Source organism: Massilia sp. 01N410 (genome assembly GCF_056399665.1).
This window is the reverse complement of the sequence record NZ_JBFTRV010000014.1, coordinates 37570-52214: the sequence shown is the minus strand read 5'-3', so window position 1 is coordinate 52214 and position 14645 is coordinate 37570. Positions and strand designations below refer to the sequence as shown.

12 protein-coding genes are annotated in these 14645 nt (G+C 67.1%); 7 read left to right on the top strand and 5 right to left on the bottom strand.

Annotated elements, in window-relative coordinates; all coding sequences use genetic code 11:
* Nucleotides 1–102: 102 nt before the first annotated feature.
* On the bottom strand, nt 103–702 hold the full coding sequence (locus AC1DOP_RS18395) for a biliverdin-producing heme oxygenase (RefSeq protein ID WP_442122383.1): 600 nt from the start codon (nt 700–702) through the stop codon (nt 103–105).
* Nucleotides 703–705: 3 nt separating this feature from the next.
* Nucleotides 706–1272 (bottom strand): transcription elongation factor GreB, encoded by a 567-nt coding sequence (greB, locus tag AC1DOP_RS18390; RefSeq protein WP_442122382.1) that lies wholly within the window; start codon nt 1270–1272, stop codon nt 706–708.
* A gap of 102 nt (nt 1273–1374) precedes the next feature.
* Here greB and AC1DOP_RS18385 point away from each other — a divergent pair, with 102 nt between their 5' ends.
* The 4 genes from AC1DOP_RS18385 (at nt 1375) to AC1DOP_RS18370 (ending at nt 5784) form a co-directional block, all read left to right on the top strand.
* Nucleotides 1375–1956 (top strand): hypothetical protein, encoded by a 582-nt coding sequence (locus tag AC1DOP_RS18385; protein WP_442122381.1) that lies wholly within the window; start codon nt 1375–1377, stop codon nt 1954–1956.
* A 12-nt stretch (nt 1957–1968) separates the two neighbouring features.
* The gene (locus tag AC1DOP_RS18380) at nt 1969–3435 is read left to right on the top strand and encodes a sensor histidine kinase (protein ID WP_442122380.1); all 1467 of its coding nucleotides are present in this window, start codon (nt 1969–1971) and stop codon (nt 3433–3435) included.
* The gene (locus AC1DOP_RS18375) at nt 3432–4079 is read left to right on the top strand and encodes a response regulator (protein WP_442122379.1); all 648 of its coding nucleotides are present in this window, start codon (nt 3432–3434) and stop codon (nt 4077–4079) included. Before AC1DOP_RS18380 ends, AC1DOP_RS18375 begins: the two co-directional genes overlap by 4 nt.
* Nucleotides 4080–4212: 133 nt before the next feature.
* Nucleotides 4213–5784 (top strand): GGDEF domain-containing protein, encoded by a 1572-nt coding sequence (locus tag AC1DOP_RS18370; RefSeq protein WP_477252639.1) that lies wholly within the window; start codon nt 4213–4215, stop codon nt 5782–5784.
* A 4-nt stretch (nt 5785–5788) separates the two neighbouring features.
* Here AC1DOP_RS18370 and fliD read toward each other — a convergent pair whose 3' ends face one another.
* The 3 genes from fliD to AC1DOP_RS18355 all read right to left on the bottom strand — a co-directional run bounded on the left by fliD (nt 5789) and on the right by AC1DOP_RS18355 (nt 8437).
* On the bottom strand, nt 5789–7144 hold the full coding sequence (gene fliD / locus AC1DOP_RS18365; RefSeq protein ID WP_442122377.1) for a flagellar filament capping protein FliD: 1356 nt from the start codon (nt 7142–7144) through the stop codon (nt 5789–5791).
* A 41-nt stretch (nt 7145–7185) separates the two neighbouring features.
* A complete protein-coding gene (locus AC1DOP_RS18360) occupies nt 7186–7539 on the bottom strand; it encodes a flagellar protein FlaG (protein ID WP_442122376.1) in 354 nt (117 codons plus the stop codon).
* Between the two features lie 85 nt (nt 7540–7624).
* Nucleotides 7625–8437, bottom strand: a complete 813-nt coding sequence (locus AC1DOP_RS18355; RefSeq protein WP_442122375.1) for a flagellin N-terminal helical domain-containing protein — start codon at nt 8435–8437, stop codon at nt 7625–7627.
* A gap of 322 nt (nt 8438–8759) precedes the next feature.
* Between AC1DOP_RS18355 and AC1DOP_RS18350 the strand changes: the two genes are divergently transcribed.
* From AC1DOP_RS18350 to AC1DOP_RS18340, 3 genes are read left to right on the top strand one after another with little or no spacing between them, the layout of a single operon-like run.
* On the top strand, nt 8760–11171 hold the full coding sequence (locus tag AC1DOP_RS18350; RefSeq protein ID WP_477252635.1) for a tetratricopeptide repeat protein: 2412 nt from the start codon (nt 8760–8762) through the stop codon (nt 11169–11171).
* A complete protein-coding gene (locus tag AC1DOP_RS18345; RefSeq protein ID WP_477252633.1) occupies nt 11168–13075 on the top strand; it encodes a tetratricopeptide repeat protein in 1908 nt (635 codons plus the stop codon). Before AC1DOP_RS18350 ends, AC1DOP_RS18345 begins: the two co-directional genes overlap by 4 nt.
* Nucleotides 13072–14556, top strand: a complete 1485-nt coding sequence (locus tag AC1DOP_RS18340) for a tetratricopeptide repeat protein (RefSeq protein ID WP_477252631.1) — start codon at nt 13072–13074, stop codon at nt 14554–14556. The genes AC1DOP_RS18345 and AC1DOP_RS18340 overlap by 4 nt, the downstream gene beginning before the upstream one ends.
* Nucleotides 14557–14645: the final 89 nt, after the last annotated feature.

Here is a 14645-nt window from a genome sequence, read left to right as displayed (position 1 = left end):
CCGGACTCAAAACCGGACTATGTATTTACACAATTCTTAATTGAATTATTTGAATTAAGAAATAATACGAATAAGAAATTAACCTCTAAAACAATTCGCGGATCAGGAATCGCGGTACCTATCCAGCGCGAGGATGCTGTCGAAAGCCGCGCAAGCCCCGGCGCAGGCCTCCAGGATCTCTTCCGGACTGCGCACCTGCTCGCGCAGCACCTGCATGAAGCTGCGCCAGCGCGGGCCGGGACCGGCCTCGTTCCCCTTCAGGTAGCGCAGCGGATGCGGGGCCAGGCGCCGGTGCAGGCGCTGGTACAGGACGGCGCCGCCCAGCTGCGAGCCTTCGATCACGTAGCACACGCCCCAGCGCCAGGCGGGGCTGGCGGCGGCCGGCCAGTCCGATGCCGCAGGCGCGGGCAGCGGCGCGGCCGGCATGCCGCGCTCGGCCAGGTCCTGCTCGATCAGGGCCAGCCGCTGGGCCTGATCGAATTGCGGCCCGCATTGCGGTCCGTCCGCGAAGCCCGTCAGCCAGGCCTGCAGCGGTGCCAGCCAGGCGCGCAGCATGGCGAGATGGGAAGCGTAATCGCCGAGGGAGGCATCGTCGGCGCCGATCGGCAGCCCGCTGTCGAGCGCCTGGTGGCGGCTCGCGGTGGCCGAGCGCAGCGCGGCAAGGGGATCCGGCTCGCGCGCCGACCGGGAGGGGTGTTTCATGAATCAGTCCGTAATGGGTTCGGGATAGTCTACGCTGAGGATTTCCAGCTCGTCCGTGCCCTGCGGCGTCTGCAGGGTCACGACCTCGCCCTCGCGCGCCTTGGTGAGCGCGCGCGCCACCGGCGAGACCCAGCTGATCCGGCCCTTCAGCGGATCGAGCTCGTCGATGCCGACGATGGTGACGGTGTGCTCCTCGCCCGCCTTGTTCAGATAGCTGACGGTGGCGCCGAAGAAGACCTGGTCGTTGCCGTGGTGGACCGAGGGATCGACCACGAAGGCCGAGTCGAGGCGCTTGGTGAGGAAGCGGATGCGGCGGTCGATCTCGCGCAGGCGCCGCTTGCCGTAGATGTAGTCGCCGTTCTCGGAACGGTCGCCGTTCGAGGCGGCCCAGTGCACCACGCGCACGACTTCCGGCCGGTCGACGTCGATCAGCTGCAGCAGCTCGTCCTTGATGGCCTTGTGCCCGGCCGGGGTGATGTAGTTCTTGGAACCGGCCGGAATCTGTTGGGCCAGCGCCAGGGCTTCGTCATCGTCGTCGTTATCGGACTCTTTTACAAATGCCTTGTTCATGCGTCCTATTGTAGCCGCAAGCGCACGAATATGATGTGCGCGCGGCACGGCCGTGACGGCGGACGCCGCCATTTCCCGTATCATTCGGGCATGACACGAGCCATGACGAATGCGCGTACCCGGCTGTTCGCGCCGCTGGTGCACCTGGCCGCCCTCTTCCTGCTGCTCGAGGAATGGTGCTGGGACGTCGGCGCATGGCTGGGCGCCGGCCTGGCGCGCTGGCCGCTGCTGGCGGCGCTCGAAGCGCGCGTGCGTCTGCTGCCGCCCTGGGGCGCGCTGTGCCTGTTCGTGCTGCCCGGCCTGCTGCTGTTGCCGGTCAAGCTGCTGGCCGTGGTGGCGATCGCGCACGGCCATGCGGTGTCCGGCATCGCCACCATCGTGGTCGCCAAGCTGGGCGGCGCGGCGGTGGTGGCGCGGCTGTACGCGCTGACCCTGCCGACCCTGCTCGCGGTCGGCTGGTTCGCGCGCTGCCACGGCTGGTTCATGACGCTGAAAGACCACTGGGTCGGCCGGCTGCGCGCCAGCCACGCCTTCGTGCAGGCCGGACGGCTGCTGCGGGCCATGCGGCGCACGCTGCGCCGCTGGCGCAACCGGCGCGGCGCCCGCTTCGGCAGCCGCCACGCGAGCCGCGCCTCCCGGGTGCTGCGGCGCTTCGTCGTCCAATGGCGCGCACGGCGCCGCTGATGGAACAACAAGATGAACAATGAGACGAAACTGGCCCCGGCCATGCAGGCCGCCGCCACCGAGATCTACCTGATCGATGCCGACACCTTGCTGCTGGTCGACGTCAACCAGGCGGCGCGCCAGAACCTCGGCCACGACCTGGCCCGACTGAACGCGATGACGCCGCTCGACCTCGCCCCCGCGCTGGACCGGGCCGAACTCGAAGGACTGCTGGCCTCGCTGGGTCCGGAAGTCGGCGCCCAGGTCAGCCTGGCTACCCGTTTCCTGCGCGCCGACGGCAGCCGCTATCCGATCAAGCTATGCTTCCTGCGCATCCTGCGCGACGGCCGCTCGCTGTTCCTGGCGATCGGCGACGACCAGTCGCTCGCCCACGCCGCCAGCACTGCCCTGCAGCAGTACCAGGCGCGCTTCAACGCAGTGGTCGACCATACACCGGGACTGGTCTACCAGTTCGTGCTGCACCCGGACGGCAGCAGCGCCTTTCCCTACCTCAGCGAGGGCTGCGGCGCCCTGCTCGGGCTGTCGGTGAGCGAATTGCAGCAGGATCCGACGCGCTTCCCGGAACTGATCCTGCCCGAAGACGGCAAGAGCTACCAGGACGCGATGCTGGCCTCGAAGGCGAACGGCAGCGCCTGGAACTGGGAAGGCAGGATCCGGATCAACGACACCTGGAACGACGTCAAGTGGATCAACCTGCGCGCCACCCCGTCCCCGCTCGACGGCGGTGGCATGCAGTGGGACGGCATCATGACCAACATCACGGCCAGCAAGCTGGAACAGGAAGAGACGCGCCGCTCGCGCGCCCGCCTGGCCGAGCTGACCGAGCACATCGAGCAGGTCAAGGAACAGGAGCGCACCCGCATCGCGCGCGAGATCCACGACGATCTCGGCGGCAACCTCACGGCGATCAAGATGGCGCTGGCCATGCTGGCAGCGCGCCTGCCGCAGGAAAAGGTGCTGCAGGAAAAGGCCGACTACCTGGACAGCCTGGTCGACCGCACCATCGAGGCCGTGCACCGGATCTCGCTCGACCTGCGGCCGTCGACGCTGGACCTGGGCATCGTTGCCGCGCTGGAATGGCAGGCGCGCGAGTTCGAGAAGCAGATGGGCATCGCCTGCGTCGTGCGTATCGACGGCGCCGCCGACGGCCAGGAAATCGAGGGCGAACTCGACCCGGACCGCGCCAGCGCCCTGTTCCGCATCTTCCAGGAAGCGCTGACGAATATCGCCAAGCATGCCCACGCCACCCGGGTCACGGTGACCCTGCGCCGCCAGCGCCAGCACCTGACCCTCTCCATCTGCGATAATGGCCGCGGCATCACCCCGGCCGACCGCGTCAAGCCGCACTCCTTCGGGCTGCGCGGCATGAGCGAGCGGGCCCGTGCGCTGGGCGGCACCCTGAACCTGTCGCCCGCGCCCGGCGGCGGCACGATGGTGGTCGTCAAGATCAGGCTGCAATCCGAACTAACCCGAGCATGACAGAAAAAGCCAGCATCCGCGTTTTTATCGCCGACGACCACGCCATCGTGCGTGCCGGCCTGAAACAGATCCTCGCCGAGGAACGCGACATTTCCGTCGTCGGCGAAGCCGAGACCGGCCTTGACGCCGTCAAGCTGTTCCGCAAGTCGCGCTGCAACGTGCTCCTGCTCGACATCTCCCTGCCCGACCGCAACGGCATCGAAGTGCTCAAGCAGATCAAGGACGACAAACCGGAGCTGGCAGTGCTGATGCTGTCGATGCACCGGGAGGACCAGTACGCGATCCGCTCGCTGAAGGCGGGCGCCTCCGGCTACCTGACCAAGCAGAGCGCGCCGCGCGAGCTGGTCAATGCGATCCGCCAGGTGGCCGGCGGCCAGCGCTACGTGAGCGCCCAGCTGGCCCAGGTGCTGGCGGCCCAGCTCGGCGAAGACCACGAGAAGCCGGTCCACGACACCCTGTCGGACCGCGAATACCAGACGCTCACGATGATCGCCTCCGGCAAGACGGTCAGCGAGATCGCCAGGGAACTGTCGCTGTCGGTCAAGACGGTCAGCGAATACCGCTCGCGCCTGTTGTCGAAAATGAAGCTCAAGACCAGCGCCGAGCTGACCCATTACGCCATCCGCAATCAGCTCATTGACTGATTGACCAGGAACTTGCCACCATGTCAATACATTCCGCATAACTGAGTGGTATTCCGGTGTTTTTTCGATCGATCGACATCAGGAAACAGCGTTACGATGGCGATAATAACTATTCGAAGTAGCAACGTCGCACATGTCCAGCTCTCCCCTGAACCCGGCCGAGATCGCCCGGGAAGCCTTTCGCCGCCTGGCGACGCGGCGCATCGCGCCCACGCCCGACGCCTACCGCGAGATCTATAACGAGATCGCCGGCCTCGCCCTGCCCGCGGCGCCGCCTGCCGCCCCGGCTCCCGAGCCGGACCCGGGCGCGGAAAACGTGCTGTCCGGCTTTGCCTACCGTCTCGCCGACACGCCCGGCGAACTGGCCGAGTTCGGCACCCGCCTGAACCGCGCGGTCAAGCAGCGCGACTGGGACGGCTATGCGCGCACCTTGTCGCAGCTGGCCGAGAAGCACTTGCGCCGCCACACCCATCCGGTGATGGCGCTGGGCGTCGAGAACGCCGAAGCCAAGCTGATGCGCGACCTGCTCAGCCGCACCCTGAGCTTCGCCGTGGCCGCCCTGCTGCCGGCGGCGTCGCCGCTGGCCGGCGAGGCCGAATCGCTGGGCGCCGCCGTCAGGACCGCGCACGACGAGGCGGCGCTGCACGAGATCGGCGCACGCCTGAAGGAACTCTGCTACCAGATCGAACTGAAGAGCGGCGACAGCGGCGAGCAGCAGGAGCTGCTGCTGCGCCTGTTCAAGCTGCTGCTGGAAAACGTCAGCGAACTGCTGGACGACGACAGCTGGATGCGCGGCCAGATCGCCGCAGTCCAGGACCTGATTTCCGGTCCGCTCGACGCGCGCGCGCTGGAAGACGCGACGCGCAGCCTGAAGGACGTCATCTACAAGCAGGGCCAGCTGAAGACCGGCATCGCCGACGTCAAGTCGACCATGAAGAACATGATGATGACCTTCATCGACCGGCTCGGCTCGGTGGCGGCCTCGACCGGCAGTTACCAGGAAAAGATCGGCGGCTTCTCGGAACGCATCCGCGCCGCCGCCAACATCGAGGAACTCAACCTGGTGCTGGAAGAGGTGCTGCGCGAGACCCGCGCGGTGCAGGCCGAGGCGCTGGCCTCGCGCGACCGCATGCTGGCCGCCCACCAGGAGGTGCAGGAAGCGGAAGCGCGCATCAAGGACCTGGAAGCGAAGCTGCAGCACATGAGCGAACTGGTGCGCGAAGACCAGCTGACCGGCAGCCTGAACCGGCGCGGCCTGGACGACGTGTTCGAGCGCGAAAGCGCGCGCGCCGACCGCCGCGGCACGCCGTTGTGCGTCGCCCTGCTCGACCTCGACAATTTCAAGAAGCTCAACGATACCTACGGCCACCTGGCCGGCGACAAGGCCCTGCGCCATCTGGTGAAAGTGGTCAAGGACACGCTGCGCTCGATGGACGTGATTGCGCGCTTCGGCGGCGAGGAGTTCCTGATCCTGCTGCCGGAGACGACTGTGGAAGCCGCCAGCGCGGCGATGGTGCGGGTGCAGCGCGAGCTGACCAGGCACTTCTTCCTGCACGAGAACGAGAAGATGCTGATCACCTTCTCCTGCGGCGTGGCCCTGCGCCGCCAGAACGAGGATCAGGCCGCGCTGATGGCGCGCGCCGACAATGCGATGTACAAGGCCAAGACCAGCGGCAAGAACCGCGTGGTGATCGCCGACAGCTAGACGGTTAGTAAGAGGAAGACAGCGAGGCCAGCTGCGTGGCCAGGTAGTTGCTGGTGCTCTTCATGTTGGCCATCGCGGTGTCGAGCGCGTTGAACTGCTTCCGGTAGCGCGCTTCGGTCTGCGTCAGGCGGTCCTGGATCGTGCTTTCCTGGTCGCTCATGCGCTTGAGCGTGTCGTTGATGCCGTCGGTGCGGGTCTGGATCACGCCTTTCGAGCCCAGCATGTCGGTGGTCAGGGCGGTCAGGCGGGTGCCGACGCCGCTGGTCGACGAGAACAGCTTGCTCAGGTTGTCGAAGTTGCTGTCGATCGCCTTCTGCAGCTTGTCGGGCTTCTCCAGCATCAAGGTGCCGTCGCGCTGGAACACGATGCCGATGTCGGACAGGTTCTTGAGGTCGCCCGCATCCGATGTCGCCTTACCGAGTTCGCTGCGCAGCTGGCTCAGGATGCCGCGCGCCGACGAGTCGCCGTTGAGCACGGCGCCGGTCTTGGTCGAGGTGTTGTACGAAGTCAGGTTGCCGACCGTGCTCGCGATCTTGTTGTAGGCGTCGATCAGGCCCTGGACGTTCTTCTTGATCGTGTCCGAGTCCTTGGCGACCGTCACATTGACCGGAGCGCCGACATTGGTCTTGGCCAGGTTCAGGGTCACGCCCTTGATCGCGTCGGTCACGGTATTGGACGACTTGACCACGGGCATTCCGTCGACCGTGAATTGAGCGTCGCCGGCCTTCTGCTGCCAGCTCATCGTGGTCGTCATCGGATCGGTATTATCGAACTGGGCCACGCTGCCGGTGGCCGCGATCTTCACGGTGTTGGCCGAACCGGTATCCTTGGCCGTGACCACCAGGTGGTTCATGGTGCCGTCGTTGATGACGGTGGCGGTCACGCCGGCATCGGCGCCGTTGATCGCGCTCGCCAGTCCCGACATCGAGAAATCGTCGAGGGGAATGTTGACGGGGTTGCCGCTGCCGACGCTGATCGTCATCGAGCTGTTCGCCGGGCTGAAGATCTTGGTGGGATCGACGCCGGCCGAACTCAGCTTGTCACTGGTGGCCAGCTTGCTGACTTCGATGGCATACGTACCGGCGGTGGCGCCGCCGCCTGCAGGCGTACTGGCCTTCATGATGGTTTCGTCGCTGGAAGCGGCGGTCAGCGCAGCCAGCGAAGTACCGGTGACCGACTTGACGGCCGTCTGGAACGAGGAAATCGCGCTTTTCAGCGTACCGAAGGCCGACAGCTTCGACTTGTAGCTGGTTTCCTTGGCCTGAAGCTGGGTCAGCGGCGTGCTCTCGGCCTGCATCAGCTGGGTGACCAGCGATTCGATGTTCAGACCTGATCCGATACCGGTCGAAACGATTGCCATCGTGTGTCCTTATCAAAAGAAAAAAGGGCGCTAGGCGCCCATCATGCTTTTTCCCGCAACAGCAGGCCCTGCATCTTGTCGATCGAGTGCGCCAGCGCCAGCGCCTCCGCGCTCGGGAACTGGCGCAGTACTTCCTGGGTCGAGGTGTCGACGATCTTGACCACCGTCTTGCCACTTTCCTCGTCGATCGAGAAACGCAGGCCCTGGGCGGTGAACTGCGGATTCTCGTTCAGCTTGCCGACCGCGTTTTCCACCGCATCGCGAGCCGGCGCCGATCCCTGGTTGCCGGCGTTGGCGCCCGGTGCAGCCGGCGCCCCCCTGGATGGCGAATTGGACGCCGGCGCCGCTGCGTTCCCGGGCGCAGCCTGTACGCTACCAGATAAGGGATTCAGCATCACGACACTCCTTTCCAAAACGACGCTAGGCGAGGTGTTTCCGCAACACCTCGCTCAGCTTTCCTATCCGAATTATAACGTTCGATCAGCGCAGCAGGCTCATCACGCCGTTCGGCACCTGGTTCGCCTGGGCCAGCATCGCGGTACCGGCCTGTTGCAGGATCTGGGCGCGGGTCAGCTTGGCGGTTTCAGCAGCGAAGTCGGTATCCATGATGCGGCTCTTGGCGGCCGACTGGTTTTCGATCGAGCTGTTCAGGTTGTTGATCGCGTAGCCCATGCGGTTCTGCGCAGTACCCAGCGAAGCGCGCTCGGTATTCAGTGCGCTCAGGGCGCTGTCGACCTGGGCCAGGGCTGCCGTTGCGGAGGCGCCGTCGGTGATCGCACCGATGGTCATGCCGGCAAAGGCGGTGTCGGAGCCGAAGCTGATGGTGATCTTCTGGCCGGTATCGGCGCCGACCTGGATGTCCTTGGTGGCGGCGGTGCCGCTCAGCACTGCTGCACCGTTGAATTTGGTGTCGGTCGAGATACGCCCGATTTCAGTGTTCAGCGACTGGACTTCGGTGTTGATGTTGCTCCATTCGGCAGTGCCGTTGGTGCCGTTCGAGCCCTGCACCGCCAGTTCGCGGATACGCTGCAGCGCGTCGGAGATGTTCGACAGTGCGCCGTCAGCGGTCTGGATCAGCGAGATGCCGTCGTTGGCGTTACGCGCTGCCACGGTCATGCCGCGGATCTGCGAGTCCATCTTGGTGGCGATCGACAGTCCGGCCGCGTCGTCCTTGGCGCTGTTCACACGCAGACCCGAGGACAGGCGCTGCAGCGAGGTCGACAGGTCGTTGGCGGAGGTGCCGAGGTTGCGTTGTGCGTTCAGCGAAGCCAGGTTGGTGTTAATGACGGACATGGTGGTTCTCCTGTTATCAGAGTACGGCTTGGTAAGTTCGTTTGTTGGTTCGTCGCTTGTTCAGCGGGGTTGATTTCTTTAACGGAGTGCTTCGAAAAAGCTTGAGGGTATTTTTTAAAAAAAGTTGGATATGGCCAACTTTTCATGATTTCCCTGCTACACCCTCCATCGTGCAAACCCTTGAATTAAGGGCGCTTTCACGATTACAACGGGCAATAAATCTTCGCTGCCTCTCGCTACAATGCTGGCTGTCAAAACTCGCCCGCGCTGCTGTTGCCGTTTTCGTCAGCGCCGGCGTTTTCTTTAACTGGACATCCCGCGCATGCACACCATCGACCAAGCACCACCGAGCCAAGCCGACGAATTCTTCGCCCAGGGACTGGACGCGCACCGCCGCGGCGACCTGGGCACGGCCGTCCACTTGTACGAACAGGCACTGCAGCGCGAGCCGGGTCATTTCGACGCCCTGCACCACATCGGCATCGCGGCCTATCATGCGGGCAATCACGACATCGCCCTGCAGTTCATCGGCGCCGCCATCGAGCGCAATCCCCAGGTGTCGACCGCCTATGGCAACCTGGGCAATGTGTACCAGGCCCTCGGCCAGCATGCCGCGGCACTGGCCTGTTACGACGAAGCCCTGCGGCTGGACGATGCGAATGCGGATGCGCACTACAACCGCGGCAACGTGATGCGGCGCCTCGACCGGCTCGAGGACGCCCTGCAGAGCTACGAGCGCACGCTGGCGCTGCTGCCGGGCGACGTCTCGGGCTGGAACAACCGCGCGGTCGTGCTGCAGGACCTGAAACGCTACGACGCGGCGCTCGCGAGCGTCGACCAGGCCCTGGCCCTGGCGCCCGGCCTGGCGGCCGCCCACAATAACCGCGGCAACATCCTGGTTTACCTGCACCGCCGCGACGAGGCGATGCGCAGTTTCGAGACCGCCATTGGGATCCAGCCCGATTACGCGGACGGCTGGTCGAACCTCGCTGCCAACCAGGCCGCACTGGGCCTTTACGAGCAGGCGCAGGCAAGCTACGCGCGCTCGCTGGCGCTGGGGCCCGAGGTACCCGAAACCCACAAGCGCAAGGCCGACCTGCTGCGCGCGCGCGGCGACCACGACGGCGCGCTGGCCGCCTACGAACGAGCGGCCACGCTCAGGCCCGCCTATGCCGAGGCCCAGCTGGAGCGCGGACGGCTCCTGATGGAATGCGACCGCCACGACGAGGCGCTGGAGTGCCTGCAGGCGGCGATCGCCGCCGATCCCGACAACCGCCTGGCCCACCTCCACCGCGGCCTGCTGCTGCATCGCCGGAAAGCGTATCAAGCGGCGCTGGCCAGCTTCGACAAGGCGATCGCCCTGAAGGAAGACGATGACGCCGATTCCCAGGTCGTGCGCGGCAATACGCTGCGCGAACTGGACCGTTGCGAGGAGGCCGTGGAAGCCTACGAGCGCGCGCTCGCGCTCGCGCCGGCGCACTACAACGCGCTGGTCGGGCATGGCATCGCCCTGCAAAGGCTGCGCCGCCACGACGCGGCCCGCGCGAGCCTGGCCCGCGCGATCGGGATCGCCCCGAAGGAAATCAGCGGTCATCTCAACCTCGGCAATCTGCTGCAGGACATGGGCGACACGGAAGGCGCGCTGGCCAGCTATGACATCGCGATCGCGCTGAACCCGAACGAGCCGATGATCTACAACAACCGCGGCAACCTGTACGAGGGCATCGGCCAGTTCGATGCCGCGCTGCGCGAATTCGACAAGGCGATCGAGCTCAAGCCAGACTTCGTCGCCGCCCACTGGAACAAATCGCTGGTGTGCATGCGGATGGGTGAATTCGGCCAGGGCCTGGACGGCTACGAATGGCGCTGGAAAGCCGAGCACCTGGCGGTGTTCCGCGAAAACCGCGACTTCCCCCAGCCGCTGTGGCTCGGCCAGCAGGACCTGGCGGGCAAGACCATCCTGCTGTATGCCGAGCAGGGGCTGGGCGACACCCTGCACTTCTGCCGCTACGTGCCGATGGTGGCGGCGCGCGGCGCGCGCGTCATCGTCGAAGTCCAGCGGCCGCTGGTGAAGCTGATACAGCCCCTGTCCGGCGCCGCCGAGGTGATCGCCAAGGGCGACGCGCTGCCGGCCTTCGATTTCCATTGCCCGCTGCTGAGCCTGCCGCTGGCGTTCAAGACCACCCTTGCCACGATTCCGGCCCCGGACGCCTACCTGTCCAGCGACCCCGTCCGGGAAGCCGGCTGGCGTGAGTTGCTGGGCCCTGCCCGCGGTCCGCGCGTGGGCCTGGCGTGGAGCGGCAACCCCGTCCACAAGAACGACCACAACCGCAGCATCCCATTCGAGGAATTCGCGCGCGTGCTCACGCCGGCCTGCGAATTCGTCTCGCTGCAGAAGGAGCATCGCGAAGCCGACCTGCCGCTGCTCGCGGACAGCGCGGTGCGCGATCTCAGCGAACTGCTGCACGACTTCACCGACACCGCCGCCCTGTGCGCCGCCGTGGATGTGGTGGTGGCGGTCGATACCAGCATCGCCCACCTGGCCGGCGCGCTGGGCCGGCCGGTCTGGATCCTGCTGCCCTATGCGGCCGATTGGCGCTGGCTGGTGGAACGCAGCGACAGTCCGTGGTATCCGAGTGCGCGCCTGTACCGCCAGCAGCTCGGCGAGGATTGGGGCGCCGTGCTGGCGCGCGTGCGCGCCGACCTCGACGCCCTGGCGGAAAACCGGCCATGAGCGGCCCGATCGAAGCGCGGGCCGAGCGGCTGTTCGCCCAGGGCCTGGAGTGGCACCGCCAGGGCGCGCTGGGCGAGGCGCTGGCGGCGTACGAACAGGCGCTGCAGCTGCAGCCAGGCTACGCCGAGGTGCTGCACCACATCGGCATCCTCGCCTACCAGACCGGCGACTACGCCACCGCGGAACAATTCCAGTACGCCGCCCTCGAGATCGACGGCGGCGCGGTGGCGGTGTGGAACGCGCTCGGGAACGTCCTGAAGGCCTGCGGCCGCCACGAGGCGGCGCTGGCCGCCTACGCGCAGGCGCTCGCAATCGACCAGGAATACACGGACGCTCATTACAACTGCGGCAACACCCTGCTGGCGCTGGGCCGTCACGAGGAAGCGCTGGCCGGCTACGACAGGGCGCTCGCGCTCGATCCCGGCCTGGTGCAGGCCTGGAACAACCGCGCCGTGGCGCTGCAGCAGCTCGGGCTGCTGGCGGAAGCGCTGGCCAGCATCGACGCCGTGCTCGGGCTGCAGCCGGGACATGCCGAAGCCCACAACAATCGCGGCAACCTGCTGATGCGCCAGCGGCGCAAGGAAGCGGCGCTGAAAAGCTTCGAGCGCGCACTGGCCTGCCGCCCGGACTATGCCGACGCCCTCGTGAACCGCGCCAGGGCGCTCGATGAGATGGGCCGCTTCGATACCGCACTGGAAAGCCTGGATGCCGCGCTGAAGCTGCAACCGCAACACGCCGAAGCCCACAACAACCGCGGCAACCTGCTGCTGCGGCTGCGCCGGCACGAGGCCGCGCTGGACAGCTTCACGCGGGCACTGGCCTGCCGCCCGGACTACGCCGACGCCTACGTCAACCGCGCCAAGCTGTTCAAGGACCTGGGACGCCTCGATGCGGCCCAGGCCGACCTCGAGCACGCCATCGGACTCGATCCGGAACTCGCCGCCGCACACTGGAACCTCGGCTTGCTGGCGCTGCTGCGCGGACGCCTGGTGCAAGGCTGGCAGGGTAACGAATGGCGCTGGAAGGTCGACCAGCTGATGCAGGACGGCGAACTGCAGCGCTTCGAGCAGCCGCTGTGGCTGGGCGAGCAGGACCCGGCGGGCAAGACCATCCTGCTGTGGGCGGAACAAGGCCTGGGCGACACGATCCAGATGGCCCGCTATGCCGGCCTGCTGGCGGCGCGCGGCGCCGGCGTGATCCTGGAGGTGCAGCCGGCGCTGGTGGGCCTGCTGTCCGGCTCGCTGACCGGCTCGCAGTCCAGCTTCACGGCGCGCGTGCTGGCGCGTGGCGAGGCGCTGCCCGACTTCGACTTCCACTGCCCGATGATGAGCCTGCCGCTGGCCTTCGGCACCGAACTCGCCACCATCCCGGCCGCGCCTTCCTACCTGCGCGCCGCCCCCGAGCGGATCGCACAGTGGAATACGCTGCTGGGCCCGGCCGCCCGCGTGCGCGCCGGCCTGGCCTGGAGCGGCAATCCGGACCACACGAACGACCATCACCGCAGCATCGCCTTCGCCGAATTCGCGCAGGCGCTCACGCCGGCCTGCGAATTCGTCTCGCTGCAGAAGGAGGTCCGCGCGAGCGATGCGGCGGCCCTCGCCGCCGGCGCGGTGCGCGACTTCGGCGCGCAGCTGCACGACTTCGGCGACACCGCCGCCCTGTGCGCCGTCATGGACGTGGTGGTGACGGTCGACACCAGCATCGCCCACCTGGCCGGCGCCCTCGGCAAGCCGGTCTGGATCCTGCTGCCGTATGCGCCGGATTGGCGCTGGCTGCTGGAGCGCGGCGACAGCCCCTGGTATCCGGGCGCGCGCCTGGTCCGCCAGGGATACGGCGAGGACTGGAGCGCCGTGCTGGCCCGGGTGCGCGCCGACCTCGATGCGCTGGCGGGCGGCCCCAGATGAGCGGCTTCATCGATCCGCGGGCCGCGCATCTGTTCGAACAGGGACTCGCGCTGCATCGCCAGGGCGCGCTGGGCCAGGCCCTGGCCGCCTATGAGCAGGCCTTGCTGCTGCAGCCGGGCCAGTTCGACCTGCTGCACCACATCGGCATCCTCGCCTGGCAGGCCGGCGACCTCGCCACGGCGGAGCAATTCCTGCTGGCCGCCCGCGAGACCGGCGACGGCGTCTCGGCGCTGCACGGCAACCTGGGCAATGTGTTCAAGGCGGGCGGCCGCCTCGAGGAAGCGCTGGCCAGCTATGCGCGGGCGCTGGAGCTGGACCGCGCCAATGTGGACGCCTGGTACAACTATGGCAACACCTGGCAGGCGCTGCGCCGCTTCGATGAGGCGCTCGCCTGCTACGACCAGGCGCTGGCGCTGCAGCCGGACGATGGCCAGGCCTGGAACAACCGCGCCGCCGTCCTGCAGGAACTCGGACGCCACGACGACGCCCTGCACAGCTTCGACTCGGCGCTGCGGCTCCAGCCCGGCAATGCCGAGGCCCACTGGAACCGGGCCCTGCTCCATCTCCGCCACGGCCGCTTCGCGGAAGGCTGGCGCGGCTACGAGTGGCGTTGGCGGGTCTCGCACCTGTCGGTGTCGCGCCAGCGGCGTGACTTTGTACAGCCGCTGTGGCTGGGGGAACAGGACCTGGGCGGCAAGACCATACTCCTGCACGCCGAACAAGGCCTCGGCGACACCCTGCAGTTCTGCCGCTACGCCACGCTGGCGGCGGCGCGCGGCGCCCGCGTCATCCTCGAGGTGCCGCCCACGCTGGTGAACCTGATGCGCACGCTGGCCGGACCGGCCATGGTCCTGGCGCGCGGCGATGCGCTGCCGCCGTTCGACTACCACTGCCCGCTGATGTCGCTGCCGCTGGCTTTCGGCAGCGCGCTCGAAACCATCCCCGCACCGCCGGCCTACCTGCGGGCCGATGCCGCCAGGGCCGCCGCCTGGACCGCCCTGCTCGGACCGGCGGACAGACCGCGCGTGGGCCTGGCCTGGCGCGGCAGCCAGGAGCACAGGGACGACCAGCGGCGCAGCATCGATTTCGCCACGCTGGCGGAGATCCTGAGCCCGGCCTGCGACTTCGTCTCGCTGCAGGACCGCCACCGTCCCGAGGATGCCGCCCCGCTCGCCGCCAGCCCGGTGCGCACCTTCGGCGCGCGCCTGGCCGACTTCGGCGACACGGCGGCGCTGTGCGCGGCGATGGATCTCGTCATCACCGTCGACACCAGCATCGCCCACCTGGCCGGCGCCCTCGGCAAGCCGGTCTGGATCCTGCTGCCGGCCGCCACCGACTGGCGCTGGCTGCTGGATCGCAGCGACAGCCCCTGGTATCCGCGCGCGCGCCTGATCCGCCAGCGGCGCGGCGAGCCCTGGAGCGCGGTGCTGGCGCAGGTGCGCGACGGGATTGACACTATGACAAACCCGGCCAAGCAGTGAAATAGCAGGGATTCATTGCTCTTAAGTTCGGATGAATCCGGCCGTTAACTAGGTACATTACAGTCCGTTCAAATCGAAAAGTTTCACAC